A 25,721-nucleotide genomic window follows, 5' to 3' on the forward strand; every position below is an offset into this window, starting at 1 on the left:
CGCTTCGGCATTCAAAATCAGCTTGATTCAGCAGCTGACTGTTTTGCTGGCCTAATCGCCAAAACAATCTTCAATAAGGGTAGCCGCGTGTCCCATCAGCTGAGTGCTGTCCTGCATTTTGCTGCCCAGTGCTCTAACGGCTTCCCCTTCATTGATTGTTGCCAGCTCCTGTCCCAGCTCTTCAAAACGAGCCTTTACCGCTGCTAATATCTGACCCACTGCCTTCTGGCTGCGGACGATGGCCTCTAAACCGGCCGCTCCGTAAAAAGCATCCTCCATCCCAGTGCGAAAGACTGGTGTAAAGCCGCCCAGCATACCTGATACCGTATTAATCGTTGTCAGAGCGGTCGTCATCTGGCTGTCAATCGCTGTCAGACTGGTGTTGACTGTCTTCATCGTTTCCAAAACCGATATGGCTTTCCCAAGGGGCCCAAAAGTCTTTTTAGGCGGTGTTTGACCATCGGGTTTTAAATCCAGTTTGTCCTTGTAGCTAACGGTTTTCTTCGCCTCCTTCAGTAAATCGTCCAAACTGTAAGAAAGACCAGTCATCTTAACATTGACTTCGGTCAGAGAGTCTTCTGCACCGCGCAGGTAGGTCGAAAACTGTCCGGACATGTCCTCGGCCAAATCGCTGGACCGCACATCCACCTGATCGTCAAAGGCCGATAGCACCGCCCGGTCATCAAAAACCCCGCTGCTCTCCAGATAACCCTCATAACTCTCGGATACACTGACCGCCACATCCGGAATCTGGCTGGTATCAAAAGTGCTGATAGCATTGGCCAGACCGATATCTGCAGTCTCCATCGTCGTTTTGATGGTCTGCGCCACACTTGAGGTATAAGCGACTGCCTGCAAAAGGCTGGTCAGATTCTGAGCGATAACCCCCAGCAGTTCATGGACAGCCTGAGGCAGACCGTCCGCAAACTGACTGCGGCTGCCTAAACCCTGAAGCGACGCTTCAATGGCCCCTTCGAACTGGTTAACCAGATTTTCGCCTTTTTTAGCTAAGGCGCTGGTGCTGGTGTTTTCAAGCAGTCCGCCGTCAAGTGCTTCCGTAAGCCAATCATTCAAACTGCTGCTCGTAATCTGGGAAACCTGAGAGAGAATCTCACCGTCAATCATGCTTTTTAAGCTGCTGGCAGCGGTCGCCATCGTCTCCAGCTCACTGGCGGTCGTCTTGGGGTTCCAGCCTTTCTCTCCCTTAAACCAGTCTTTGGTCCAGGTATCAAACTGCCCGGAAAAGGCAGAGCTTTTGTAGTTGGAAAGGGTGGGCAGCTCATCAAACAGCTCTTCTAAGTCTTCACAAGCCTTGTCAATATCTTCGATGGCCTTGACCAGACTGATATTGTGCAGGTGCTCGACGATAACGGTTTTCAAATTCTGCTGCCGGCCGCTCATATTCTCCATAACGGTCAGATTTTCGGCAGATGCCCGAGCTGTCAGGTCAATCAGGTCTTGGAGCTGACTCTGGACGGTTCCAAGATTGCCTATCAGCCCTTCTAATGCCGCTGTATCCAGTTTAATCGTCCCGCCGGAAGAAGCAAAAGACGGCAGCAGAGGCTGACTGGTCAGGTAGTCCGGGGTTACGGCGAATTCTAAACTGCCGTCGCGGCCAAAATCAACACCGTAAGCTTCTTCCAGCACAATCTGTCTGCTGTAGGCCATGGCCTCAGCACTCTGACGGTAGTCCCGCATGCTGTGGAAGACAGGAACATCCACCGCCTGAACCCGCCCCAAATACAAAGGGTCGCTTTGGGTTCCCATAGCGATCTCCAAAGCGGTCATGAGTCCGCTGGCGGCCTTATCCCCATTGCGGTTAAACAAATCGATGTGACCGTCAAAGGAAATTTCCCCTTTGGGCTGATCCCAGAGGGCATTGGTCAGGATATCCCGGGTGGTGGAAAAGGTGATCGCATAGCCCTGATAATCCGCAACCAGCTTTTTAGCCCGGTCGGCTGCTGTGCGGGAGGCTTCTGCTGCAGTGAAGAGTTCCGGAGGCGCATAGCCGTTGTTAGTGGTCAGAGCTTGCTGCAGCGCGGTTTCCTGCAGAGTGAGAAGACTGACGGCCTGAGGAGCCCCTTGAAAACCGAACTTGTAAGGAATCTGCTTGAGGGCAGCCACACGGCTGGAGAGAAAATCGCCGTAGGAATGGCCGGCAGAAACTGTGATATTGGCTCCCTGCCGCTCCACTTTTTCATAAAAGGCGGCAGCTTTCTTTTCCAATTCTTCCAAATAAAGGGCATCATTGGTTCCGATAGCCATATCGGAGGTCACATCGGTCATGCCGTCCGCCTTCATATTGGTGCCGGCATAGGCAATATAGGTCTCGCCCGTCTGACTGTCCTCTACCGCCAGCGCTGCCACCCCTGTCTCCTCATCGTACATGGCGTCCGTGATGGTGGTATCGGAAGGAGGAGCAACGTTTTCTAATGCTTTAGTATTTAACTCACCTTCACTAAGTTTTGGTTGTTTGGACATAATTTCTGTATAGTTTTGCTCATACTTATAAACATAGTCAGAAATTTCGGCTGAAATATCAACACGTCGTTCTAATTTTTCGGCATTATTTAATTCAGTCATTAATTTCACTCCTTGAACGTTATATTATAAATTAAGTCAAGAATTTTGTTATCATCAACTATCATGATTCTAATGGAATATACCATTTCTTGTGTATAATAATTTTCTAAATAAAGAGACAGATTCGCATCCTGACTTATATTGTACTTTTTCATCAATTGCTTCAAAAAAGGAATACTGCTGTCTACCTCATAACTTATATCTTTCAAATAAGTTTCCGGATGTTCAGCTGTATAATCTGAAATAGGGAGTTTTTCAAAAAAATCTTTTTTCAAATGAAGATTAAAAAGGTCTTCATTATATTCTGCTGGCACGGAAGCAGAGTAGGATAATTCACCACTGTCATTAATAGATACAGGATACTCTGTCTTCCTCCCATTTTCAGTGATTGTATATGTCCCTTCCTGGCTACTAGGTAATTTATCAAAATCAACGCTATATTTTTTATCTCTACCTGTCTTACGATCTGTTTCAATAATAGCCGTCTCATATTTATTTACTTCCGAAAAATCCTTCTTCTCCTGTGCCAGAAAATCAAAAAGAGGCTGGAATTCCTGTTCCAGTTCGTACTGTTCTTTAGTGCGGTTATCAGGGATAGGTTCTTTGGTGCAGGCTGCAGCTGTCATTAGTATCACTCCTCCTAAAATCAGGAGACCTCGTTTCCATAAGCTTTTCATCGCTGGCTCCTTTTTTGCTTTTTTATTATTGTAACATGATTTGCTTTAATGTGAAAGTTATGAGAATTAGGACTGATATTGATAAGGAATCTGCTTGAGTGCAGCCACACGGCTGGAGAGAAAATCGCCGTAGGAATGGCCGGCAGAAACTGTGATATTGGCTCCCTGCCGCTCCACTTTTTCATAAAAGGCGGCAGCTTTCTTTTCCAATTCTTCCAGATAAAGGGCATCATTGGTTCCGATAGCCATATCGGAGGTCACATCGGTCATGCCGTCCGCCTTCATATTGGTGCCGGCATAGGCAATATAGGTCTCGCCCGTCTGACTGTCCTCTACCGCCAGCGCTGCCACCCCTGTCTCCTCATCGTACATGGCGTCCGTGATGGTGGTGTCGGAAGGCATTCTGTTTTCTATAGTATTTATCGCTTTCTTATTTATGTTAGTTACATTTACTTCTATATTTTTACTTTCTTCACGTTTTAAAAATTTAGTATAATTTTGTTCATATGTATAGACATAGTCAGAAAGTTCAGCTGAAATATCCACTCGTCGTTCTAATTTCTCTGCATTGTCTAGCTTCACTACCATCTCTGTCTCCTTTAATTTTGAAAGCTAACGGTATTAATAAAATCAAATGTCTGTTTTTTATCTTCCATAATAATTCTTATATTATAGATTAAATTTTTGTTATTACCGTATAATTGCTTAGCTCTTAAAAATAAAGTAGCATTATCAGACAAATTGTACTTCTTTTTAATTGGTGAAAAATAACTACTTTTATCATCTAAATCATAAGTAATATCCTTCAAATAGGTCTCCGGGTGCTCAGCTAAGTAATCTGAAATCGGCAGGCTCTGGAAAAAGCCTTTTTCAAATGTTAGATTAAAAACAGCAGTATCAAACGCTTCCGGTACCGCATCAGGATATGTCAGCTCCCCATTGTCATCCAGAGAAACCGGGTAGTCTGTCTTTTGGTCATTTTCAGTGATGCTGTAAATCCCAGAGGTATTGTTGGGTAATTTTTCAAAAGACACACTATACTCTTTTTCAGCCTCTGTTTCATTATTCGTAATATAGATTGAGCTCTTATAAACACTCACTTTCGAAAAATCCTTCTTCTCCTGTGCCAGAAAATCAAAGAGAGGCTGGAATTCTTGTTCCAGTTCGTACTGTTCTTTGGTGCAGGCTGCAGCTGTCATTAGTATCACTCCTCCTAAAATCAGGAGACCTCGTTTCCATAAGCTTTTCATCGCTGGCTCCTTTTTACTTTTTTATTATTGTAACATGGTTTGCTTTAATGTGAAAAAACAAAGAGAATCGTTCCTTTCTTCTATCTGTTAGAGTGGCTGAACCAGCCTTTTAAAAGCCTGATTTATAAAACATAAGTTCGAGATTAGCTGCAGTGCAGACTTCTTCATCAAAAACAAAGACCGGCGTCATAACTGTTATGATGCTGGTCTTTTCTATCTTTAGGATACTATTTTAACATGTGGATGAAAAGCGGCTAAGACAGGCTGAGCCCGAAGCCCTCAATTTCCAAAAACCCGGCCAATTCTGCGGCAGGCTTCTTTGACAGTCGTCAGAGGCGCTGCTACATTAAGTCTGGCATAGGTTTTACCCTCAGGACCGAAGCTGAAGCCGTCGTTTAAGACCAGACGCCCTTCATCTTGCAGTTTTTGGTTAATCTCCGGCTGCTGCAGGCCATAGGCACTGAAGTCCAGCCATATCAAGTAAGTTCCTTCTGGTTTCATCACCTTAATCTTGGTGTTTTCTGTTAAAACAGCTATGACGTAAGTGATGTTTTCTTCCAAGACTGCTTTGAGCTCCTCCAGCCAAGGCTTTCCGTAGGTAAATGCAGCCTCTGTAGCCAGTAAACCGACTGCCGGGAGTTCATGCTGATTATTGCCCAGCTGTCTTTTCTTAAAAGCCCTGCGCAGTTCTTCATTTTCAATAATGGCATAGCTGGTCTTGGTTCCTGCTATATTAAAGGTTTTTGTCGCAGAAGCCAGCACTAGGGTAAAATCCTTAAAACGCTGGTCAATGGTATTGATGGAACAGTGCTTATGGCCAAAAAGAGCCAAGTCCTGATGAATTTCATCGGAAACAAGAATCACCTGATGCTTCTCACAAATCTCAAGCAGCGCAGTCAGCTCTTCCTTACTCCAGACTCTGCCTCCAGGGTTGTGGGGACTGCAGAGAATATAGAGCTTTACTTTATGCTTGATAATATCAGCTTCCAGCTGTTCAAAATCAATGGTAAAGCGGCCGTCTCTGATGACTAAAGAATTGGTAATCAGCTGCCGCTGGTTTAACTTTACCGAACGGGCAAAGGGCGGATAAACCGGCGTATTAATCAAAACAGCTTCTCCTTCTTGAGTATAGGCCTGAATAGCTGTTGAGATAGCCGGAACGACCCCTTCAATGAGAACCACATGTTCTTTTTCCGCTGAATAACCGTGTTCCTTTTTTTCCCAGTCAAGTATAGACTGATACAAGCTGTCGCTTGGGTAAGTGTAGCCAAAAACATGCTGGTCGGCGTACTCAGAGAGAGCCTTTTTGACAGCCGGAAGCGGTAAAAAATCCATATCTGCCACCCACATCTGCAGCAGGTCAGGCTGATTTTCACTCTGCTGCCATTTGACGGAAGACTGGCCGAGACGATCGGGTCTGGTCGTAAAGTCATATCTTTGCATTTATTAAACCTCCAATGCTGACTGCAAATCTTCGATGAGATCAGCTGCATCTTCAATACCGATCGAAAGCCTCAGCAAATCATCGGTCAGACCGTAAGATTCTCGATCTGCTGCAGGAATGTCTTTATGTGTCTGTGTTGCAGGATAAGTAATCAGGCTTTCTACACCGCCTAAACTTTCAGCAAAAGTGATCAGCTCCAGATGATTGATGACAGCTGGAATTTTAGTCGGATGACAGACCTTAAAAGAAACCATGCCGCCCTTGCCTGTATAGTAAACTTCTTTGACAGCTGGAGAATGTTTCAGAAAAGCTGCTATTTTTTGAGCGTTTTCTGTCGCTTTTTCCATCCTCAGTTTCAGTGTCTTCAAACCGCGCATCAGCAGATAAGAATCAAAAGGAGAAAGGGTTGGGCCGGTTGTATTGTGATTATAAAAAAGCTTATCATAAAGGTCCTGATCATTGGTCATAACAGCACCTGCCAAAACATCATTGTGTCCTGATAAATATTTAGTTGCCGAATGGATAACAACATCTGCCCCTAATAAAAGAGGATTTTGATAGACCGGGCTGTAGAAAGTATTGTCGACAAGCACTTTGGCTCCCTTTTCATGAGCCAGCCGGGCTATCTTTTCAATATCAAACTCAATCATTAAAGGGTTAGTCGGCGTTTCTAAATAAACAATATCTGTATCATCTGTGATAGCAGCCAGCAGGTCTTCTTCTGTTTGAGCATATGTAAAGAAAAAGCGGCCGTTCCTCTCCTGCTCATCAAACCAGCGGAAAGAACCGCCATAAAGATCCCTGGCTGCAACAACCTTGCTGCCGATCGGAAAAGTTTCAAAAACCAAAACAACAGCACTCATACCAGAGCTGGTTGCCAAGGCAAAATCAGCATATTCAATAGCCGCTAAAGTTTTTTCCAAGGCTGCTCGGGTAGGATTCTTTGTACGGGTATAGTCAAAGCCTGTCGACTGCCCAAATTCCGGATGCTGATAGGTGGTTGAAAAATGAAGCGGCGCAGCCAACGCTCCTGTTGCTTTATCTGATTTAATGCCTGCATGAGCCAAGATTGTGCCCAAGCCTAATTGTTTTGTCATTATCTTTCCCTTCTCTTTTCTGTATCTTCTTACTATTCTATCACTTATTCCTGCTGTAAATAGGCTTTTGGCTATTTTATTTCCTAATAGGGAGCTATAGCTTTTTCTTATAGCAAAGCTGATAAACATGAAAAAGATTCTGTTCCTGCTATTCTTAACCTACTTCCGGTCGTAGACGACTGAAAGCTTTGCCGTCTTAGCAGGGGAGTGTCAGCGATATCACAGATGTCAGAACTTCCCGTCTCTTGCTTTGCTCTTTTAACGGACTCTTGATTAACTGAGCACGCTTCTGAGTTCTTTGTAAAAAGATAACCCTCCCTTGGGGCTTTAGCAGCTCAAGTGAGGGTTCTTTTTACTGTTTTTAGAATACGGCTTTTTAGATTTAAGGGGCTCACCGTCTTGCTTTAATGTGCAGCCGCTGACGCAGGCTTTCTGCACGGCTGCCTAATAAAGGATCCACAGTGCGGGTAGCCAGAGACAGATAACCGTAAACAGCTATCCCGACAGCACCAATCAAAGCCAAATAGAGAATGCCTCCCAGACGGGTAGTTGGTTCTAAGAAAGGTTTAAAAAGCAGAATCGAAAGAATAACAGCAATTTCCATAATAACTGTCATTATGGCAATCAGCAGTGTCTTTCTAAGAATGGCCTGATGGCTGAAATGGGTTACTTTGTGAATCTGCCGGTACATTAGAAAAATCGGCAGGCTTAAACCGACAGCCGTGGTCAGCAGAGGGCCGTAAGCCTGAAAAAGCCAAATCCCGGGAATCTGCAGGACACATTTAAGGAGCAGGCCGTAGATGAAATAATAAATCGCTTTGCGGTTTTCAAACAGAGCCTGCAGCATCGGAGCCAGCATGCTGTATAAGGCTAGGAAGATCACCTGAGCTAAAGCAGCGACAAAAAGCCACAGGGCCGTCTGACTGGGAGCACCGTAAAATACAGTATAAAGCGGCTCTGCTAAAGCGATTGCCCCAACCAGAGCAGGAACAAGTACCAAAAGCAGCATCTGGATATTATTGACAACTAAACGGGCGGCCGCTTTTTGATCCTGATTAACAAAGTTTTCAGTCAGCAAAGGAATGCCGGCTCCGCCGATGGCTGTGGCAATAGAAATCAAAATCATTGTAATCTTATTAGGATTTGAAGAAAAATAGGCATAGAGGATATGGAGCTCTCGGTTGCTGTAATCGGTGAAACTCTCCATAGTATTGACGAAAGTCCACTGATCAACCAGCTGAAAAATCTGAATCGCCGAACCGGTGATAATAAAAGGAATCGCTTCTTTAAAGGTTTCAATAATGAGAGCGTTGGTGTTGATATCAGCATGCTGAGGCTGCCTAGTAAAAATAGCCCGGAACATTCCTTCTTTCCATAGGAAAGCAAAAAGAACCCCAAAGCTGGCAAGCATCCCAATAAAAGCCGCAAAGGTAGACTGTACAACGGCAGCAACATAGTCGCCGGAACCGATTTTCATAATAATGAAGGCTGTCAGCAGCATCCAAATAACGCGGATGACCTGCTCCGCAATTTGGCTCATGGCATAGGGCTTTAAATTGTTGAACCCCTGAAAAAAACCGCGCAAAACACTCATAGCCGGGAAAATCAGGACAGCCCAGGACAGACTTTTCATCACACGAACCAGGTCTGTACCGCCTCCGCTCCAAGCAGCCAGCAAGGGAGAGCCGATATACATACTCAGCGCAAAAATCAGACCAAAACCGAGCATATAGAGCAAAATCCTGCGCAGAAGCTGGTAGCTGGTTTCCACTTGGCCCAAAGTATTATATTTAGAAACTTGTTTTGCAATGGCGACAGGAATACCTGCCGTTGAAATCAGCAGGAAAAGGGCATAAATATTATAGCCCATTCCAAATAAGGCATTGGCTTCTTCGGCATGTGTGCCCATCCAGGCATACCAAGGGATGATATAAAGAGCCCCGAGCAGGCGGCTGATGAAGTTAGAGGCCGTCAGCCAAGCCGTCCCGCGGACCATCTGAGCCTGCTGGGACATTTTTTTTTCGTTTTCAGACATAGCTTTTCCTTCTCAAATTATTATCAAAGACTATTAATTATTATAAACTTTTGCCCGCTACTTGTAAAACGGGACCATTCAGTCTAAAATAGGAGTATGATTACTATTGAAAAGACATTAGAGATTTTAAAAAAAGACTGCAATTTTCGGGAAATTATAGCAGATCAGAACTACTATTTCACTTGGAAAAAGCCATTTTCCTTTTCAAAAATCAGTTATGACAGCCGGTCTGCCGATGCCCAGACACTTTTTTTCGTCAAAGGAGCAGCTTTTAAGAAGCACTATCTGGAAAACGCGGTTGCTGCCGGTTTGCAGTTTTACGTAGCCGAACAGGATTATAATGTCGGTATTCCTGCAGTCCTTGTAACAGATATCAAAAAGGCAATGAGTCTTATTGCCATGGAATTTTATGATAACCCGCAGGATAAACTGAAGCTCCTTGCCATCACCGGCACAAAAGGAAAAACTACTGCTGCTTACTTTGCTTACCATATTCTCAAGCAAAATCATAAACCGGCTCTGCTCTCTACCATGAACACAACCCTGGACGGTCAAACCTTTTTTAAATCACAATTAACCACCCCGGAAAGTCTGGATTTATTTGCTATGATGGCAGAAGCCGCAGCAAACGGCAGGAGTCATTTGATTATGGAGGTTTCCAGCCAAGCTTATCTGACCAGCCGAGTTTATGGCCTTCAATTTGATGTCGGAGTTTTTCTCAATATCAGCCCGGATCATATCGGGCCGATTGAACACCCGACTTTTGAAGATTATTTCTATCACAAACGCCAGCTGATAGACAAGAGCAAATCTGTCGTTATTAACAGTGATATGGATCATTTCTCACTTTTGGCGGAACAGACCGGCCGTAAACCGCATGCCTTTTACGGCTCTCAGTCAGATAATCAGATCCATCATTCTCAGGCTTTTTCTTTTGAAGTCACTGGCCAGCTGGCAGGGAATTATAGCATTCAGCTCATCGGTGCCTTCAATCAGGAAAATGCGCTGGCCGCCGGGCTAGCCTGTTTCAGACTTGGAATTTCTCCTTTTGATATTCAAAAAGGGATTGCTGAAACGACTGTCCCCGGACGGATGGAGGTGCTGAGACAGGCCAATGGCGCCAATGTCTTTATCGATTATGCCCACAATGGCGACAGTCTGGAAAAATTAGTCGGAGTGGTTGAAACTTATCACAGCGGTCAAATTATTCTTTTAATTGGAGCTCCGGGCAATAAAGGAGAAAGCAGGCGAAAGGACTTTGCCCATGTCATTAATGCCCATCCAGATTTACAGGTTATTTTAACTGCTGATGATCCTAATTTTGAAGACCCGCAAGCCATTTCCGAAGAAATTGCCCGACATATCAGCAGGCCTGTTCAAATTATCGTTGACCGCAAGCAGGCCATTAAAACCGGTCTCAGCTTGACACAGACCGACAAAGATGCGGTTATAATTGCAGGAAAAGGCGCTGATGCCTACCAAATTGTTGAAGGAAAACGAGCTCCCTATGCCGGAGATCTAGAAACCGCCAAAGGCTATTGCTGAGCCGCAAAAGATATCAAGCAGAATCTCCCGGCTCCTTCATTTTAACCGTTCTAAATAAGGCTGAAAGTTCTAAAATATCTCTGAAAAGGCTTTTTTAAGCCTTTTTTCTATGCTATAATAAATGATAATTTTACAAGATTAGACTAAGTACTCTCTTGTAAAATAAAAGCAGGCCGCCCCTGCTGCTCTGTCTGAAAGTGTTTTTCATTCAGGCGGCGGGCCTGCCGGGCACAATAGTTTGACTGTCAAAAACTGTTCTGCCTGTTACATTAGAAAGGAGGTCATATATGTCAGACATTCGTGCTGAGAATATCTCTGTTGCCTACGACCAGCAGACCGTTATTAACGATTTATCCTTAAATCTGGCTGACAAACAGATTACGACTATCATCGGAGCCAATGGCTGCGGTAAGTCCACACTGCTTAAAGCTCTTACCCGTATTCAGGCTCTGAAAAAGGGGCAGATTTACATTGACGGTCAGGCAATTGCTCATTTGCCGACTAAAGCAGTCGCTCAAAAAATTGCCCTGCTCCCTCAGGTCTTAGATGCTGCCGAAGGTATTTCAGTCTATGAATTAGTCTCTTACGGACGGTTTCCCCATCAAAAGTACTTGGGAAGTCTAAGTGATGAAGATCGCAGTAAGATCCACTGGGCTATGGAAGTGACTAAAGTTACTCAGTTTGCCAACATGGATGTCGATTCGCTCTCCGGCGGCCAAAGACAGCGTGTTTGGATTGCTATGGCTTTGGCGCAGGATACCGACACAATCTTTCTTGACGAACCGACCACTTACTTAGATATGAACCATCAGCTTGAGGTTCTGGAATTGCTGAAAATGCTCAATTCAGACTCTCAAAAGACCATTATTATGGTTCTTCATGATTTAAATCTTTCGGCCCGTTTTTCCGATCAGCTTATCGCTATGAAGAAAGGAAAAATTAAATACCGCGGGCAGGTTGCAGATATTATGACACCTGAAATTCTGCAAGACATTTTCCAAATAGATGCCACAATCACTGAAGATCCTATCCATAAATGTCCGATATTGCTGACTTATCAGCTTACATAGATTATTTTAATAAGGAATGAGGTGTTTAGGGCCGTATGCCCTTTAACGTTCAGACAGCCCCAAGACAGGAAGCCAGTCTGTCCATTTGCCTCAAGGCTTGCGCTAAAGTCCATTTACCTTATTAACCGATAAAATAAGGCCAAAATCCTAGTGAAAAAGAGACGCAATCGTAGGAAGCGCAAGCTGACGTACGAGTGTGGCTGCTCTGTGAGTATGCCTGCCAGCGTGATGCAAGCATCACTTGTCAGACCCTATTTTCATACGGATTTTTAAACGGCCTTTGTATCTTGTTGAATTGAACACGCCCTGAGAGCTGTGCAAAAAAGAGAAAATTTTCTAGAGTCTTAGCGACTCTTTGTCAATTTTCCTATTTTTGCTTTGCTCTTTTAACGGGCTTTGTATCTTGTTTTTGGAGTGTTGAAATGAAAAAAATGTTGCTTTATATAACTGCTTTTTTAGCGGTTTGTTTTCTTGTTGCCTGCGGCAGGAAATCTGATGATTCTGCTGCTCTTTCTTCTATGCCTGAAATTGAAGGCATCACTTATTATGGTGATATTCCTGAAAATCCGGAGAAGGTGGTCAACTTTGCTTACTCATACACCGGTTATCTTTTAGAACTGGGGATTGATGTTTCCAGCTATTCTCTTGATCTTGAAAAAAACAGCGCGGCTTTTGGCGACCAACTGAAGGACGCAGTGCAGCTGACAACTTCTGACAGCGAAGCTATCGCCGCTGAAGAACCGGATTTAATCCTTGTATTTGCCGGTGATGATAATCTGGAGACGCTCAAAGAAATTGCGCCAGTTATTGAAATTACTTATGGAAAAAGTGATTATCTGCAGATGCTGACTGACCTTGGACAAATCTTTGGCAGAGAAAAGCAGGCACAGGCTTGGCTGGATGAGTGGGAAGAAAAGACCGATCAGGCTAAAAAGGAATTAGGAGACTATCTTGATCCGGATACAACCTTTACTGTTATGGATTTCTATGATAAGAACATCTATCTCTACGGTAATAACTTCGGCCGAGGCGGTGAATTAATTTATGATTCACTCGGTTATGCTGCACCGGATAAAGTGGTCGATGATGTCTTTAAAGACGGCTGGTTTGGTGTCTCACAAGAGGCCTTGCCTGATTATATCGGCGATTATGCTCTTATCAATGTCAATTCTGACACTAAAGAAGCTGCCGCCTCGCTCAAAGAAAGTGATATTTGGCAAAGTCTGCCGGCCGTAAAGAATGGACAGGCTCTTGAAATCGACTACAATCTCTTTTACTTTTCCGACCCAATGTCACTTGACCTGCAGATTGATGCATTTGTCAAAGCGATTAAGGATGCTAATTCCTAGAAGAAGCTTAATGATATGAGTAATGACAAAAAGTTTCTCAAGCAAGCCGGCCGGCTAAAAACACCTTGGCTGGCTGCTGGCATTCTGCTGCTGCTTTTTATACTCGGCTGGTATGCTGCCTTACGTTTCGGTGCGCTTAAATACAGTCACGCGCAGTTAATTGAGGTTTTCAGGCATCCTTTAACGGATTCCAGAGAACAGGATGTTATTATCGATTTGCGGCTCCCGCGTACTTTTGCCGCTATTTTAGTCGGCGCTGCTATGGCTCAGGCTGGAGCCATTATGCAGGGGGTCACGCGCAACCCAATTGCTGATCCGGGTTTATTAGGGATCAATGCCGGCAGCGGGCTGGCTCTCATTATCGGTTATGCTGTCTTTGATAATATGCATTATATGCGCCTGTTAGTCATTTGTTTGTTCGGAGCTTTTGCAGCAGCCTTTCTGGTCTTCGGCCTGTCTTATCAGAAAGGGAAGGGCTACAATCAGCTGCGGCTCATTTTAGCCGGAGCTATGGTGTCAACCCTATTTTCAGCTATCGGCCAAGCAGTAACGATCTATTTTAATCTGTCAACGGCTGTTATCGGCTGGCAGGCAGGCGGATTAGTACAAATTAACTGGAAAATGCTGGCTATTATTGCCCCATTTATCATTTCCGGTTTCATTTTAGCCCAGCTGCTAGCCCATCAGCTAACGATTCTCAGTCTCAATGAGACAGTGGCTAAATCATTGGGCCAGCGCACTTTTGCAGTCACAGTTGCTCTGCTTGGAATTGTTCTGCTGATGTCAGCCGGAGCCGTCGCTTTAGTTGGTTCAGTCTCTTTCATCGGCCTGATTATTCCGCATTTTATTCGTATGTTCGCCCCTAAGAGCTACCGAATACTGCTGCCTTTAACAGCTTTTGCCGGTGCGACTTTTATGCTGTGGGTTGATATCATCTGCCGCAATCTCAACCCGCCGGCTGAAACACCGATCAGCGCAATCATCTCTATTATCGGTCTGCCTTGCTTTTTATGGCTGATTAGAAGGGGGAGCAACCTATGATTTCCCATAAACAGATTAAACTGCGGTTTGCCTCCTTGCTGCTTCTCTTTATCTTTATTTTTATTCTGTCGCTCTCCGTCGGTTATGCAAACTCATCCCTCGGGGACAGCCTGGCTGTTTTTGGAGGCAGCAAAAGCCATCTTATGCTTCTGATTATTACAAAAATTCGTTTGCCCCGCATTATTGCCTGCATCTTGGGCGGTGCCTCACTGTCTCTTGCTGGTGTTCTGCTGCAAACATTGACTAAAAATCCTTTGGCGGACTCCGGTATCCTTGGTATTAATACTGGAGCCGGTCTGGCTGTTGCTTTTGCAGTCGGTCTGACCGACTTCAGCGATCCTGCTGCTGTAGGTATGACGCCGATTTTTGCTATGCTGGGAGGCTGGACGACTATCATGGCTGTCTACCTCATTTCACGTAAGAAAAACCACGGTATCAGTCCTGTTCGTTTAATTGTCACTGGTGTCGGCGTTTCCAGCATGCTGTCTGGTGTTATGGTTACTATTATCTCAAGGCTTGATGATTATAAAATGTCTTATATCGTTGAGTGGCTGAGCGGTAAAGTTACGGGGGGGGAACTGGACAATGCTGGGGCTTTTTGCTCCTGTTCTGATTTTGCTGTGGGTGCTGACCTACAGCCGCAGTCAGGCACTTAATATCATGAACCTTAATGAACAGACTGCTCTGGCACTCGGGCTTCAGCTGCAAAAAGAACGCTTATACATATTGATGCTTTCTACTGCATTAGCAGCTTTCAGCGTTATTTTAGTAGGTAATATCACCTTTGTCGGTTTAGTCGCAGGACATATTACCCGCCGAATTTTTGGAAGCAACCACCATCTTGTCCTGCCCGCTTCAGTCTTTGTCGGTATCCTTATTTTGCTTTCTGCCGATACAATCGGCCGTGTGCTGCTGGTCGGGACAGGCATCCCGACAGGCCTTGTCGTCTCAGTTATTGGTGCCCCCTATTTTCTTTATTTGATGTTAAAAACAGCAGCTTAAACAGCCGTTAATTCAGCTGCAAAACAGAATCCTTCCTTATCTGAGATTAAGGAAGGATTTTTCTTGAAATCCAAAAGGAGAGTGTTATAATTAGTTTAGTTCTAGATGAACTAAACTAATTTATGTTAATAAAAGAGGACTTATGGATAAAGAAAAATCTAAAAAAATACAGGAAATCAGTAAAATCTTCACAGGGCTGAGCTTTGCCAAAAATCAGGCGCTTATTCTTGCTTTTCTGGTTACTGAAAAAAAGAACTCGGTGACCTTCAGCCGCATTTTAAAAGAGTTAAAGCTATCGAAGGCCAGTGCCAGCATTGCTCTGCGTTCTTTGGCAGAAAAAGAACTGATTAGCTATCGGCGGTCTCAAAACAGCCGTGAACGGCAGATCACTCCTCATCTTTACGGTACTGTTGCTTATATATCTCATCGTATGCAGATTTTAAAAGAGATGCGCGGTTTATTTGAGCAGGCTGCTCTTTGGCATCAGGATGACCGCAATTATGCTCAGGAATTTTTAACTATAGCTGACTTATATAAACAGCTGGACCATGCTGTTATGAACATTATCGAAACATTTGAAGGAGGCAATAATGAAAGCAGGCAGTGAACTTCTCAAAAGGCAGCAAACACCAATTCACTTTCGCAATAAGGATATGGATTTTATGCTGAATTGGAGCTTAGGTATCAGTCAGCTCATAGGCATGAGCCCGGGAGAAATCCTTCTTATCGCCCAAAAGATAAGGAATGGGCAGCCACAGGACTGGGAATCGGGGTTTAAGCAGCATGCTCATTATCTGGCTGAACAAGCTCGTCGTTCTCTTGAAAAAGGGTATTGCCGCACGGCTTCCCAGCAATATTTCGGAGCTTGTTATGCTTTAAAAGCAGCTTTACAGTTCTCAGATCCAAGACTTCCCGATTATCAGAGCAATTATGACCGAATGGAAGAATATTTCTCAAAAGGGAGCCATTTAGCCAATTTGCCTCTGCAGGAAATCACTATCCCCTACCAGAATACTCATCTGCCGGGCTACTATTTAAAAAGCCGAAGGGAGAAGCAGCCGACACTGCTGGTAATTGGCGGCGGTGATACTGGCAGAGCAGACTTGTTTTACTTTTTAGGGCAGAAAGCTTTTCAGGCAGATTATAATGTGCTCATGGTCGATTTACCCGGCCAGGGAATCAATCCGGCAAGAAACCTCACTTTTACAGTTGATGCTGGTCAGGCTGTCTCGGCTGTTTTAGACTGGTACGATGCACCTTCTGGTGCTATTGCTTTAGCAGGGCTAAGCGGCGGAGGCTATTTCACCGCACAGGCTGTAGAAAAAGATAAGAGGATTAAGGCTTGGATTGCTTCGACTCCGATTTATGATATCAAAGCTGTGTTTCAGCACTCTTTTGGCCGGCTTTCGGCACTTCCCAATCCGGTTTTGCAGTTTGCAGGCAGCTTGCTGTCCAGTGTCAGTGCAGTGACAGCCGTTCAGCTTAAAAAATATGCCTGGCAGTTTGGGACAGAAAACTTCAGTCAGGCTGTTAAGGAAGTGCTAAAACAGGCCTATACGGTAAATATAGATAAAATCTCTGTTCCCTCTCTATTCCTTGCCGGAAAGGGGGAAGATGCTGAACTGATCAGGCAGGCTAAAGTTCTGGCCCAAAATCTGTCTGCAAGAGACATTCCGGCTGCTCTGAAGGAATTTGACAGTCTCAGCGGTGCAGACGCCCATTGTCAGGTAAATAACCTGCGGCTCATGAACCACATTGTTTTAGATTGGCTGGATATGACCTTTAAAAACAGATAGATACAGCAGGCGATAATGTCGGAGAAAAGCAGCCAGATTTTTCAGTCCTGTAATTCACAAATTCTGATTCACAGTGTAACGGTTCAGCAATTAAATAATTCTTTTCGAAAAGTGACAGAAAAACCAGCTCCTAGAAGCTTGCGACAAGTGCTTGTGTGGGGCAAAACTGACCAAAATCACTATTCCGTGATTTTTTCTATTTGATTATTGACATCTATTACAGATTGTGATATATTACAAGTAAAGATATATCGAAAAACGTAACAAAGAAGGGAGCAGTCATGGGCCGAACAGCAAACAGCGGCGCTCTCACGGAGTCTGTCTTTTATATTCTGCTGCGGCTCCATTCTCCCGCACACGGCTATGCTTTAATGAAGGATATCGCACAGATGACAAATAACCGTGTCAGACTCGGAGCCGGTTCTCTCTATGGAGCTTTGGATACTCTGCAGAAAAAGGGATGGATCAGAGCACTGGATGAGCGTCCACAAGACAGAAAGATTGAGTATATCATTACAGACACAGGAAAGCAGTTTTTTGAAAAGGAACTGCTGCGTTTGGAGGAATTGCTGCACAATGCCGAAAAGATAAAACAGAACACGGTCTAAGAGCTGTGCAAAAAAGACATAATCGCAGAAAATTTAAGCGGCTTACAGGTGGGATGTGACTGCTCTGTGAGCATAAAATTGCTTAGAGTCTAAGAACTCTTCATTAATTTTCCTATTTTTGCTTTGCTCTTTTAAGGGCCTTTATATCTTAGCGGAACTGAACACGGCCTAAAATCCTAGTGAAAAAGAGACGCAATCGTAGGAAGCGCAAGCTGACGTACGAGTGCGGCTGCTCTGTGAGTATGCCTGCCAGCGTGATGCAAGCATCTTGTTAAACGACCCTAGCCGTAGCTGACTGAAGGCTTTGCCGTCTTAACAGACGACCGCACCCTTCTAGTCATCTTGGCAGGGGTGCGCCAACGAAATCAGAGATTTCTGGCTTACCGCCATTTTCATACGGATTTCTTAACGGCCTTTGTATCTTATTTTAAGGAGGCATGCTATGAAAACAACTGTTAAGAAGGCTTTTTTGGACATTCAAAAAGAGGAAGAGTGGCTGAACGAACAGGGGGAAAAGGGGCTGATGCTCGTGGAATGTCATAATGGTAGCTATGAGTTTGAGGTGGCTTCTCCGGCGAAATTCCAATACAAAATAGACTTGCCGGATTATATTGGCAGCAAAAAGAAGGACTATCTTTCATTTCTGAAGCAGAGCGGCATTTCAGTTGTCTCCGAGTATGGCGGGAGAGTCTATCTGCGGAAAAATACGGCTGATGGTCCGCTGAGCCTGTATACTGACAGTAAGGGGGTCAGAAGACAGATGAATAAGCGATATACACATTTCTTTATTATCGGCATAACGCATTTCCTTTTGGGAATAACTTTGTTGCTTCAAACACTAAACTATGCAGAACAAAGAGGTGTTCCGTTTTGGTTTACAGTGATTGTTGGAATCGGGTTTATGATTTCCGGAATGATCTTTTTATTTCTGGGAATCCGAAAACATCGGCAATATGCCGCACCTAAAGACGAAACAAGGCTTTGGGAATAAGTTGATTTTTACAAGTGCTGCCCTCTCTCTAAAACTGAATATCCAGCATCTATCACAGCGGCGTATTAAGCAGTAAGTCTTGAAAAAAAGATTTGCTGCTTTTTGTATCCAGCTTTAGTATTTCAAAAAATTGTTTGCCGGAATAAGTTTTGCCTGACTATTTTTCAATAAATTTTCTGTTTTTATATGTTATAATGGGAAAAAACAGGAGTATACAGTTATGCGGGCACTGCTAACCGGAGCCAGTTCGGGGATTGGGCGTGAGATGGCTTACTTGCTTGCTGAAAAACAGGTCAATCTCATTTTAACGGCCAGAAGGCAGCCAGCACTGCAGCGGCTGCAAAAAGATTTGATTCAAACTTACCAAATCGACTGCCAAATCATCATAGCTGATTTATCTGATCCCGCAGAATTATCCGCTTTAACCGATTTTAATATTGATCTGCTGATCAACTGTGCCGGCAGGGGGGAGATTGCAGATGCTTTAAACGTTTCTGCCGCTAATGATGAACAAATGCTACAGCTTAATTTCTTAAGTCCGCTTTCTCTGACAAAATTTTTTTGCCGGAAATGGCTGGCAGCAGGACAGCAAGGTCGGGTTATCACTGTCTGTTCACTGGCTGCACGACTTCCTCATCCCTACATGGCTATGTACAGCGCCAGTAAAGCAGCCATGCTCTCCTACTCTTTAAGTTTGAGTCAGGAGCTGAGAAAAAGCGGCGTTATTGTTCAGACAGTATGCCTAGGGCCTGTGGCGACAGCTTTTTTAAGCTCTGATCAGGCTGAAAAAGGCGGACAGCTGTCCCCAAAATCAGCGGCTCAAAAAATTTTATCCGTCTGCCGTCACAAACGTCCTCTGGCTGTTTTTGGCTTAGGAAGCCGGATTCTTAACTGCTTATTTAAAATTTTGCCCATCCGTGTCAGCCTTTTTCTGACAGCTGCAATTTTGAACCGAATTAGGAGCTAAAATGTTTTATCTCATCAGTACTTTACTTATGGTGTTCTTATTTGGCCTGCGTATCTTTTTGGCGCAAAAATATTTTAATCAGCTGCCTTTGGGCTCTGATTCCGCCTTTAAAGACAGTGACTATACCGTACTGCAGCCAATCTTGTCAGGTGATAAGCGCCTTTCTGACTGTCTGCAGGCTAATCTTGACCATACTCAGGATATGCAGTTTATTTGGCTGGTTGACCAGAATGACAGTTTGGCTCAGGATATATGCCAAACCATTATAGACAAGCAAACCAATCCCAGCCGAATCCGCCTGATACTCTGCGAAAATGTTTCGGATAATCTTAATCCCAAAGTTTTTAAACTGCAGAAAGGCCTGAAGCTTGTTGATACAGTTTATACGGTTGTTTTAGATGACGACAGTATTATTGATAAAACGGTTCTGCCGCAAATCAAACTGTATGCTGCTCTGCCTGATGAGTGGCTGGTGACTGGTATTCCTTATAACGATGATAAAGAAAATTTTTGGTCTGCTCTTCTTGCCGCTTTTGTTAACAGTCAGTCCTTCTTTACTTACTTTTCGATGGCAGCAGTCAAAGACAGCAGATCCCTAAATGGCATGTTTTATTTTGCTAAAACCGCAACCTTTAAAAACCATCGCCTCTTTGAACAGATTCAGGACTGGCTGTGCGATGACTTAGCTTTGGCGACAGTCTGCCGGACCGAGCATATCAGAATCATTCAGTCCAGCCTGTTCTGCCAAGTCCGAACGACCGTCCAGTCAGGCTGGCAGTATCTGCTTTTATTAAAAAGATGGCTTCTATTTGCTAATGTCTTTATCAAACAGAATTTCTCTTTCTCGTTTTTACTCATCGCTTTTCTCCCTGCTGTCTTGCCGCTCCTTTTACTCAGCAGTAGCCTCTTATGGGGCTGGCACGGTTTGCTGTGGGGATTAGGACTTCTCACAGCGAAAGCCTTTGCCCAGCGTTTGTTTCGCCGGCATATCCTAAAAAAAGAGGAAAGCCTCTCAGCGCTTGGTTTTGAATGTCTAAATGATCTGCTTTTACCTTTTATCTACTTGTACACGTTGATAACAGGACCTGTGATTGTTTGGCGGCAAAGAAAGATCCGAGTCGCTGATGGAAAAATTCGCTATGTTTCATTTCAATCATTATAAAAAAAGGCTTCAGCAGCTGGATGAACAGCAAGGAAGTCTCTTAAATCAAGACAAACTACTGCTCATTCTAAGCGGAAGCAGCCAGCTTAACACAGCTGCCTTAAGCACTGTCCAAAAAGAGCTGCTGCAGGAATTAAGCCGAGCAGGCTATCACCCTGTGTTCAGCAATTTCCCTTATCACCAGCAATTTACTTATGAGAAGAGTGATAATGTCTCTTTACTTCAGGCAAGCTGCTCCAATATTAATTATTACTGGCATGCTGTCAGAGACAAAAGTTTTCAGGCTGATATCTGCCGGTTGCTAAAGCCTCTCTTACAATATCGAGACTGCGTTATTATTGCTCAAAGCCAAGGAATAAATCTTTTATCTATTCTCCTGCAGCAAGAACGATTGATTCACCCCTTGAAAGTATTTGCTTTAGGGCCGGTTGCTCACAGTCAGCTGTCTTCTTCTCTGCTTGATTTGCATGTTATTAAAGGATATAGAGATTATTATTCCCGTTTTTTGGACCGCCATCCTGTGCAGACTTGGACTGCTGATAATCATTTTGACTATCTCAGCAATCCTGATGTTAGGAGGATCATCTATGACCGGATTAAAACATATTAAAATAGCGGCCGTTGCTCCTCCTTTCAGCGGCCATCTCTATCCGCTTCTGGGACTGCTTCAGCCGTTCCTGAAAAACGCCGATTATAGTATTCGTGTCTATACAGGCTTGGCCAAGAAGGAGATGGTTACGGCCAGCGGCTTCTCCTGTCAGGTTATCCATACAGAAGACCCTTATGTCTTTGAACGTATTGCCAACACTGAGAAAAAGATTTCCGTTTTGGGCATGTTAAAACAGTTTTCTCAGTATCTAGCTATCCTTGACGAGCTGTCAGCAGAGCTGGAAGATGCTTTTTCTGACTATCAGCCGGATATGGTTATTGCCGATTTTACGGCAGCCCCAATCGCTCTGCTTTATCAAAAAATGTCTTTTAAATGGATAACGGTTATCCCTACACCATTTGCTATTGAAAGCTCTAGCGGTACGCCAAGCTATCTGGGCGGCTTAAGTCCCAAAAACAATCTATGGGGAACATTGAGGGACTGTTCCGGACGGCAGTTCATTCATTTGTTTAAACGGGCGGCAGCTCTTCTTTATCACCGCCGTTTGGCATCCTACCGCTTTAAAATCTATAATAAACAAGGGCTGGAAAATCTTTACTCCCCGGAATCCATTGTAGCTGTTGGTATGAAAGAATTTGAATTTCGTGATGACTTTCCGCCGCAGCTGAAATGGGCCGGTCCTGCTTATTTAAAGAGACCGTCTTATCCGGCAGAAAAGACTTGGAATCAGCCTTTTGCTAAGCGGATTTTGGTTACCAACGGCACGCACCTTTTATGGGGGAAAAAAGAGATGCTGGCTATCACGGCCGATTTGGCCTCCAGACATCCGCAGATTCAATTCCTTGTCTCGCTGGGGCAGGAAGAATCAGCCGCAGCTGAAAAAAAGTTAGCTGATAATATCCTTATCAGCCCTTATCTGGATTATGAAATGATTTTACCTCAGGTTGATGCTGTTATTCATCATGCCGGTGCAGGCATTACCTATGCCTGCATTAGACACTGTAAGCCTGCTTTGGCTATCCCTTATGATTACGATCAGCCGGATTATGCCGCTCGCTTGGCTTGGTTTGGTGCCGGCCGCCGTCTTAAAAGGTCTGCTTCACTTGAAACAATCGATCAGGAGTTCACCGCTTTACTAGAAACAGCTGACTGGCCAGCTTTAAAAGAACTCTGTCATGCGGCGCAGACTTATACCCCTGCTGATACTGTAGAAAAAGAAATCAACCGTTTATTAGGAGAAATATGAAAGTTTTAGTAACAGGAGCAACTGGTTTTTTAGGACAGTACATTGTCCGTGAATTAGTCGCGCATAATTATCAGATTGTTGCTTTTGGCCGCAAGGAGGCCGTTGGTAAAAAACTGGAAGAAGATTACCCCTCACTCACTTTTGTTCGAGGAGACTTAAGGAGCTCTTCTGATCTTGAAAAAGCTATCAAAGACTGTTCAGGAGTTGTTCACGCGGGAGCTTTGTCTGATCTCTGGGGACGCTGGCAAGATTTTTACGACACCAATGTTTTAGGGACACAGCATATTTTAGAGCTTTGTCAAAAATACCGCTGCCAGCGTTTAGTCCATATCTCTTCGCCCAGTATTTATGCTAGACCGCATGACCAGCTGAACCTGACTGAAGAACAAGCTCCGCAGCAAAATAAGCTGAACTATTACATAAAGAGTAAACTTTTGGCTGAACAGCTGGTTTTAAAGGCTAAAGGTGTACCAAGTGTCATCTTACGTCCCAGAGGGCTGTTTGGCATTGGCGACAGCAGTATTGTTCCGCGGCTCTTACGTGTTAATGACAGTTTAGGTATCCCCCTTTTGCATCAAGGAAAGCAGCTGATCGATATGACTTGTGTTGAAAATGCTGCTTATGCTGTCAGACTTTGTCTTGAAAAAGAGGCGGCTCTGGGGCAGATATACAATGTCACAAACGGCGAGCCTATGCCGTTTAAAACATTGCTTGAGCTCTTTTTTAAGGAAGCGGGAAAAACAGCTCAGTTCCGTCCTTACAACGCTAAATTTTTGGGCGTTTTGGTTACGCTTCTCGAATTTAGCTACCGTTTATGCCGCAGTCCCAAAGAACCGCCCCTTACCCGCTATACATACTATTTATTGGCTTACAGCCAAACCCTGTCCATCGATAAAATCAGGCGCGAACTCGGCTACAGCCCTCAGCTCAGTTTGCTTGAAGGAGTCCAAAATTATGTCAAACACCATCCAATCTCTTGACTATTTTGCCTGCGGCTTCTGCAGCAATCAGGCCCGTTTCTTATTTAAAGGCATTCCTAAAGAAACATGGAACTTCCCGGCTGGAGTCTTTTTGATAAAACATCGAACCCAAGGTTATATTTTATATGACACTGGCTATGGTTATTCTATTATGTCCAATAAACTTAAGTACCTGCTTTACCGAGCGCCAAATCCAATCGTTTTAAGGCCGGAACAGACTATTTCCAGACAATTAAAAAGCAAGGGCATTCCTCCGGAAGACATCAATTATATTATTCTTTCCCATTTACATCCTGATCATATCGGCGATACCCGACAGTTCCCCCAGGCCCGCTTTATTATCACACAGGACTGTTTCGCAGAATATCAGCACGCCCGAAAGCGCTCCTTAATTTTTCAGGAATTTTTGCCCGATGATTTTATCAGCCGTCTGCAGATTGTTCAGCCGCATGAAACCCATACAGATTTCCCTTTTCTGCCAGTTTATAATTTATTTGGCGATAACAGCATGCTTCTAAGTGCTTTATCGGGGCATGTAGACGGGCAGTGCTGTCTTTTTCTGCCTGAGAAGCATTTTTTTATCGCAGCGGATGTCACCTGGGGCATCCCTCTGCTGTCTTTAACTAACCGAATGCGCCTGCTCCCCCGGATGATTCAAAACGATTTCAAAGCCTACCAAAAAAGTGCTCACATATTGGAAAAAATCATGGCAGCCGGTATTAAGGTTGTGGTGAGTCATGATCAGGAAGCACGTATAAGGAGCCTGCTGGTATGAAAAAATATCATTTTCTAAAGTCTTTTATTAAGACACGCTGGCTGCAGCACTGGCCTTCCCGCCAAGCTCTTGAAGCTTATCAAAAAAAAGCTGTGGCAAAACAGTTAGCTTACTTTCAGGCGAAATCACCCTATTTTCAGAAACATCCTGATATAGATAGTTTCCATATGGACAAGGATTTCATGATGACTCATTTTGATGAGCTTAATACTGTCGGTATTAAAAAAGACACAGCTTTTGATTTAGCTATTAAAAGTGAGCGTCTGCGGGATTTTTCACCTGACTATCAGGGAATCTCTGTCGGTCTCTCCTCCGGAACCTCCGGTCACCGCGGAATTTTTCTGACCAGCCCCAAGGAACAAGCTGTCTGGGCCGGAACCATTCTGGCTAAGCTCCTGCCCAAAAAACGCCTGCTGGGACACAAAATTGCCTTTTTCTTAAGAGCTAATAATAACCTATATGAGACGGTTCAGTCTCCTTTTATCAAACTGCATTATTTTGACATGACTGTCCCCCTCGAGAATCATCTGAAACAGCTTGACCAGCTTCAGCCGACAATTTTAATTGCACCGGCGTCAGTCTTAAATCAACTGGCCGCTTATCAGGCACAGCGAGACTTGGACATTAATCCAGAAAAAATCATTTCAGTAGCTGAAATTTTGGAGAAAGAGGACCATGATTATATAGCTGCTGCTTTTGACAAAAAAATCATTTATCAAATCTACCAAGCAACAGAAGGTTTTTTAGGTTACAGCTGCGATTACGGCCGGCTGCATCTCAATGAAGACGGTATTAAGTTTGAAAAAGCCTATATAGATGATAAACGTTTTTATCCCATTATCACTGATTTCAAGCGGCAGTCGCAGCCCTTTGTTTCTTATCAACTGAACGATATTTTAGTTGACAGCAATGAAGAATGCCCTTGCGGATCCCCTCTGCAAGTTATCGAAAAAATTGAAGGCCGGGCTGATGATATTTTCTATTTTAAAAACAGCAGGCAAAAAGAAGTACTGATCTACCCAGACTTTATCAGACGCTGCTTTCTTTTTACAGAGAATATCAGAGAATATCAGGTTTTTCAGCTTTCTGAACAGGAAGTCTCCATTGCTGTCAAAGATTTGAATCAAACATCTAAGCATGAACTGCAAAAAGAATTCAACCGCCTCTTTGCAAGTCTAGACATTCGCGGTGTCCGTCTGCGCTTTATTGCTTATCAACCGCCTGCGGATCGTAAATTAAGGCGTGTGTGCCGGCTGATGGCCAAGAGCTAATCCGTATTTCAGACTTCTTTCTCAAATGTTCCAAAAAAACACTTTGAGAAAAAAGCTTAGAAAGAAACTTTGCTTTCATGGCAAACAGCCGGTGAAATCAAAGATTTCGGACTTACCGTCAGCCGTAGACATTTGCGTGATACAAACACCACTAGTCTGCCCCTATTTTTTAACGGCCTTTGTATCTTGGTGAAATTGAACACGCCCTAAACGCTGTGAGAA

The 25,721-nt window shown here is 44.1% G+C and carries 22 protein-coding genes and 1 pseudogene; 16 read left to right on the top strand and 7 right to left on the bottom strand.

Annotated elements, in window-relative coordinates:
* Window positions 1-51: 51 nt before the first annotated feature.
* From DDV21_RS11955 to DDV21_RS08850, 7 genes are all read right to left on the bottom strand, one after another.
* On the bottom strand, window positions 52-2,583 hold the full coding sequence (locus DDV21_RS11955; RefSeq protein ID WP_241964666.1) for an SA1320 family protein: 2,532 nt from the start codon (window positions 2,581-2,583) through the stop codon (window positions 52-54).
* 5 nt (window positions 2,584-2,588) lie between these two features.
* Window positions 2,589-3,260 (bottom strand): hypothetical protein, encoded by a 672-nt coding sequence (locus DDV21_RS08825; protein ID WP_117287788.1) that lies wholly within the window; start codon window positions 3,258-3,260, stop codon window positions 2,589-2,591.
* Between the two features lie 66 nt (window positions 3,261-3,326).
* The gene (locus DDV21_RS08830) at window positions 3,327-3,848 is read right to left on the bottom strand and encodes a hypothetical protein (protein WP_117287789.1); all 522 of its coding nucleotides are present in this window, start codon (window positions 3,846-3,848) and stop codon (window positions 3,327-3,329) included.
* 11 nt (window positions 3,849-3,859) lie between these two features.
* Window positions 3,860-4,510: a hypothetical protein gene (locus tag DDV21_RS08835; protein ID WP_116878386.1), complete on the bottom strand. Its 651-nt coding sequence runs from the start codon at window positions 4,508-4,510 to the stop codon at window positions 3,860-3,862.
* Window positions 4,511-4,789: 279 nt separating this feature from the next.
* Window positions 4,790-5,953: a MalY/PatB family protein gene (locus DDV21_RS08840; RefSeq protein WP_116878387.1), complete on the bottom strand. Its 1,164-nt coding sequence runs from the start codon at window positions 5,951-5,953 to the stop codon at window positions 4,790-4,792.
* A gap of 3 nt (window positions 5,954-5,956) precedes the next feature.
* Window positions 5,957-7,051, bottom strand: a complete 1,095-nt coding sequence (locus DDV21_RS08845; protein WP_116878388.1) for a cystathionine gamma-synthase — start codon at window positions 7,049-7,051, stop codon at window positions 5,957-5,959.
* Window positions 7,052-7,442: 391 nt separating this feature from the next.
* The gene (locus tag DDV21_RS08850; RefSeq protein ID WP_116878389.1) at window positions 7,443-9,086 is read right to left on the bottom strand and encodes a putative polysaccharide biosynthesis protein; all 1,644 of its coding nucleotides are present in this window, start codon (window positions 9,084-9,086) and stop codon (window positions 7,443-7,445) included.
* A 96-nt stretch (window positions 9,087-9,182) separates the two neighbouring features.
* Here DDV21_RS08850 and DDV21_RS08855 point away from each other — a divergent pair, with 96 nt between their 5' ends.
* The 16 genes and pseudogenes from DDV21_RS08855 to DDV21_RS08930 all read left to right on the top strand — a co-directional run bounded on the left by DDV21_RS08855 (window position 9,183) and on the right by DDV21_RS08930 (window position 25,499).
* Entirely contained in the window at window positions 9,183-10,631 is a 1,449-nt protein-coding gene (locus DDV21_RS08855; protein WP_116878390.1) for a UDP-N-acetylmuramoyl-L-alanyl-D-glutamate--L-lysine ligase, read from the top strand.
* 287 nt (window positions 10,632-10,918) lie between these two features.
* The gene (locus DDV21_RS08860; RefSeq protein ID WP_116878391.1) at window positions 10,919-11,701 is read left to right on the top strand and encodes an ABC transporter ATP-binding protein; all 783 of its coding nucleotides are present in this window, start codon (window positions 10,919-10,921) and stop codon (window positions 11,699-11,701) included.
* A 422-nt stretch (window positions 11,702-12,123) separates the two neighbouring features.
* Window positions 12,124-13,050 carry an ABC transporter substrate-binding protein gene (locus tag DDV21_RS08865; protein WP_116878392.1) on the top strand — a complete coding sequence of 309 codons (927 nt, stop codon included), beginning with the start codon at window positions 12,124-12,126 and terminating at the stop codon, window positions 13,048-13,050.
* Between the two features lie 15 nt (window positions 13,051-13,065).
* Window positions 13,066-14,091 (top strand): FecCD family ABC transporter permease, encoded by a 1,026-nt coding sequence (locus DDV21_RS08870; protein WP_116878393.1) that lies wholly within the window; start codon window positions 13,066-13,068, stop codon window positions 14,089-14,091.
* Window positions 14,088-15,093 (top strand): annotated as a pseudogene (locus DDV21_RS08875) (FecCD family ABC transporter permease). Before DDV21_RS08870 ends, DDV21_RS08875 begins: the two are co-directional and overlap by 4 nt.
* A gap of 142 nt (window positions 15,094-15,235) precedes the next feature.
* Complete coding sequence (locus tag DDV21_RS08880; RefSeq protein ID WP_116878394.1) at window positions 15,236-15,700, top strand: MarR family transcriptional regulator; 465 nt, start codon at window positions 15,236-15,238, stop codon at window positions 15,698-15,700.
* Entirely contained in the window at window positions 15,684-16,889 is a 1,206-nt protein-coding gene (locus DDV21_RS08885) for an alpha/beta hydrolase family protein (RefSeq protein WP_116878395.1), read from the top strand. Before DDV21_RS08880 ends, DDV21_RS08885 begins: the two co-directional genes overlap by 17 nt.
* Window positions 16,890-17,170: 281 nt before the next feature.
* Window positions 17,171-17,497 (top strand): PadR family transcriptional regulator, encoded by a 327-nt coding sequence (locus tag DDV21_RS08895; protein ID WP_116878397.1) that lies wholly within the window; start codon window positions 17,171-17,173, stop codon window positions 17,495-17,497.
* 442 nt (window positions 17,498-17,939) lie between these two features.
* The gene (locus DDV21_RS08900; RefSeq protein ID WP_116878398.1) at window positions 17,940-18,488 is read left to right on the top strand and encodes a DUF2812 domain-containing protein; all 549 of its coding nucleotides are present in this window, start codon (window positions 17,940-17,942) and stop codon (window positions 18,486-18,488) included.
* Window positions 18,489-18,708: 220 nt separating this feature from the next.
* Window positions 18,709-19,455, top strand: coding sequence for an SDR family NAD(P)-dependent oxidoreductase (locus DDV21_RS08905; RefSeq protein WP_116878399.1), 747 nt, complete (start codon window positions 18,709-18,711; stop codon window positions 19,453-19,455).
* 1 nt (window position 19,456) lies between these two features.
* Window positions 19,457-20,617 carry a glycosyltransferase gene (locus DDV21_RS08910; RefSeq protein WP_116878400.1) on the top strand — a complete coding sequence of 387 codons (1,161 nt, stop codon included), beginning with the start codon at window positions 19,457-19,459 and terminating at the stop codon, window positions 20,615-20,617.
* On the top strand, window positions 20,595-21,227 hold the full coding sequence (locus tag DDV21_RS11785; RefSeq protein ID WP_162886303.1) for a hypothetical protein: 633 nt from the start codon (window positions 20,595-20,597) through the stop codon (window positions 21,225-21,227). Before DDV21_RS08910 ends, DDV21_RS11785 begins: the two co-directional genes overlap by 23 nt.
* Window positions 21,205-22,473, top strand: coding sequence for a glycosyltransferase (locus DDV21_RS08915; RefSeq protein WP_162886304.1), 1,269 nt, complete (start codon window positions 21,205-21,207; stop codon window positions 22,471-22,473). The genes DDV21_RS11785 and DDV21_RS08915 overlap by 23 nt, the downstream gene beginning before the upstream one ends.
* A complete protein-coding gene (locus DDV21_RS08920; protein ID WP_116878402.1) occupies window positions 22,470-23,453 on the top strand; it encodes an NAD-dependent epimerase/dehydratase family protein in 984 nt (327 codons plus the stop codon). The genes DDV21_RS08915 and DDV21_RS08920 overlap by 4 nt, the downstream gene beginning before the upstream one ends.
* On the top strand, window positions 23,428-24,228 hold the full coding sequence (locus tag DDV21_RS08925) for an MBL fold metallo-hydrolase (protein ID WP_116878403.1): 801 nt from the start codon (window positions 23,428-23,430) through the stop codon (window positions 24,226-24,228). Before DDV21_RS08920 ends, DDV21_RS08925 begins: the two co-directional genes overlap by 26 nt.
* A complete protein-coding gene (locus tag DDV21_RS08930) occupies window positions 24,225-25,499 on the top strand; it encodes a F390 synthetase-related protein (RefSeq protein WP_116878404.1) in 1,275 nt (424 codons plus the stop codon). Before DDV21_RS08925 ends, DDV21_RS08930 begins: the two co-directional genes overlap by 4 nt.
* Window positions 25,500-25,721: the final 222 nt, after the last annotated feature.

The organism is Streptococcus chenjunshii, assembly GCF_003086355.1.
GTDB lineage: Bacteria > Bacillota > Bacilli > Lactobacillales > Streptococcaceae > Streptococcus > Streptococcus chenjunshii.

What these genes read in the sequence shown, in the direction of transcription:
- DDV21_RS08925 (WP_116878403.1), top strand. Translation starts at nt 23,428, where the DNA reads ATGTCAAACACCATCCAATCTCTTGACTATTTTGCCTGCGGCTTCTGC.
- DDV21_RS08835 (WP_116878386.1), bottom strand. Translation starts at nt 4,510, where the DNA reads ATGAAAAGCTTATGGAAACGAGGTCTCCTGATTTTAGGAGGAGTGATA.
- DDV21_RS08860 (WP_116878391.1), top strand. Translation starts at nt 10,919, where the DNA reads ATGTCAGACATTCGTGCTGAGAATATCTCTGTTGCCTACGACCAGCAG.
- DDV21_RS08865 (WP_116878392.1), top strand. Translation starts at nt 12,124, where the DNA reads ATGAAAAAAATGTTGCTTTATATAACTGCTTTTTTAGCGGTTTGTTTT.
- DDV21_RS08845 (WP_116878388.1), bottom strand. Translation starts at nt 7,051, where the DNA reads ATGACAAAACAATTAGGCTTGGGCACAATCTTGGCTCATGCAGGCATT.
- DDV21_RS08910 (WP_116878400.1), top strand. Translation starts at nt 19,457, where the DNA reads ATGTTTTATCTCATCAGTACTTTACTTATGGTGTTCTTATTTGGCCTG.
- DDV21_RS08885 (WP_116878395.1), top strand. Translation starts at nt 15,684, where the DNA reads ATGAAAGCAGGCAGTGAACTTCTCAAAAGGCAGCAAACACCAATTCAC.
- DDV21_RS08920 (WP_116878402.1), top strand. Translation starts at nt 22,470, where the DNA reads ATGAAAGTTTTAGTAACAGGAGCAACTGGTTTTTTAGGACAGTACATT.
- DDV21_RS08895 (WP_116878397.1), top strand. Translation starts at nt 17,171, where the DNA reads ATGGGCCGAACAGCAAACAGCGGCGCTCTCACGGAGTCTGTCTTTTAT.
- DDV21_RS08900 (WP_116878398.1), top strand. Translation starts at nt 17,940, where the DNA reads ATGAAAACAACTGTTAAGAAGGCTTTTTTGGACATTCAAAAAGAGGAA.
- DDV21_RS11785 (WP_162886303.1), top strand. Translation starts at nt 20,595, where the DNA reads ATGTTTCATTTCAATCATTATAAAAAAAGGCTTCAGCAGCTGGATGAA.
- DDV21_RS08830 (WP_117287789.1), bottom strand. Translation starts at nt 3,848, where the DNA reads ATGGTAGTGAAGCTAGACAATGCAGAGAAATTAGAACGACGAGTGGAT.
- DDV21_RS08855 (WP_116878390.1), top strand. Translation starts at nt 9,183, where the DNA reads ATGATTACTATTGAAAAGACATTAGAGATTTTAAAAAAAGACTGCAAT.
- DDV21_RS08840 (WP_116878387.1), bottom strand. Translation starts at nt 5,953, where the DNA reads ATGCAAAGATATGACTTTACGACCAGACCCGATCGTCTCGGCCAGTCT.
- DDV21_RS08905 (WP_116878399.1), top strand. Translation starts at nt 18,709, where the DNA reads ATGCGGGCACTGCTAACCGGAGCCAGTTCGGGGATTGGGCGTGAGATG.
- DDV21_RS08880 (WP_116878394.1), top strand. Translation starts at nt 15,236, where the DNA reads ATGGATAAAGAAAAATCTAAAAAAATACAGGAAATCAGTAAAATCTTC.
- DDV21_RS08870 (WP_116878393.1), top strand. Translation starts at nt 13,066, where the DNA reads ATGAGTAATGACAAAAAGTTTCTCAAGCAAGCCGGCCGGCTAAAAACA.
- DDV21_RS08825 (WP_117287788.1), bottom strand. Translation starts at nt 3,260, where the DNA reads ATGAAAAGCTTATGGAAACGAGGTCTCCTGATTTTAGGAGGAGTGATA.
- DDV21_RS08915 (WP_162886304.1), top strand. Translation starts at nt 21,205, where the DNA reads ATGACCGGATTAAAACATATTAAAATAGCGGCCGTTGCTCCTCCTTTC.
- DDV21_RS08930 (WP_116878404.1), top strand. Translation starts at nt 24,225, where the DNA reads ATGAAAAAATATCATTTTCTAAAGTCTTTTATTAAGACACGCTGGCTG.
- DDV21_RS11955 (WP_241964666.1), bottom strand. Translation starts at nt 2,583, where the DNA reads ATGACTGAATTAAATAATGCCGAAAAATTAGAACGACGTGTTGATATT.
- DDV21_RS08850 (WP_116878389.1), bottom strand. Translation starts at nt 9,086, where the DNA reads ATGTCTGAAAACGAAAAAAAAATGTCCCAGCAGGCTCAGATGGTCCGC.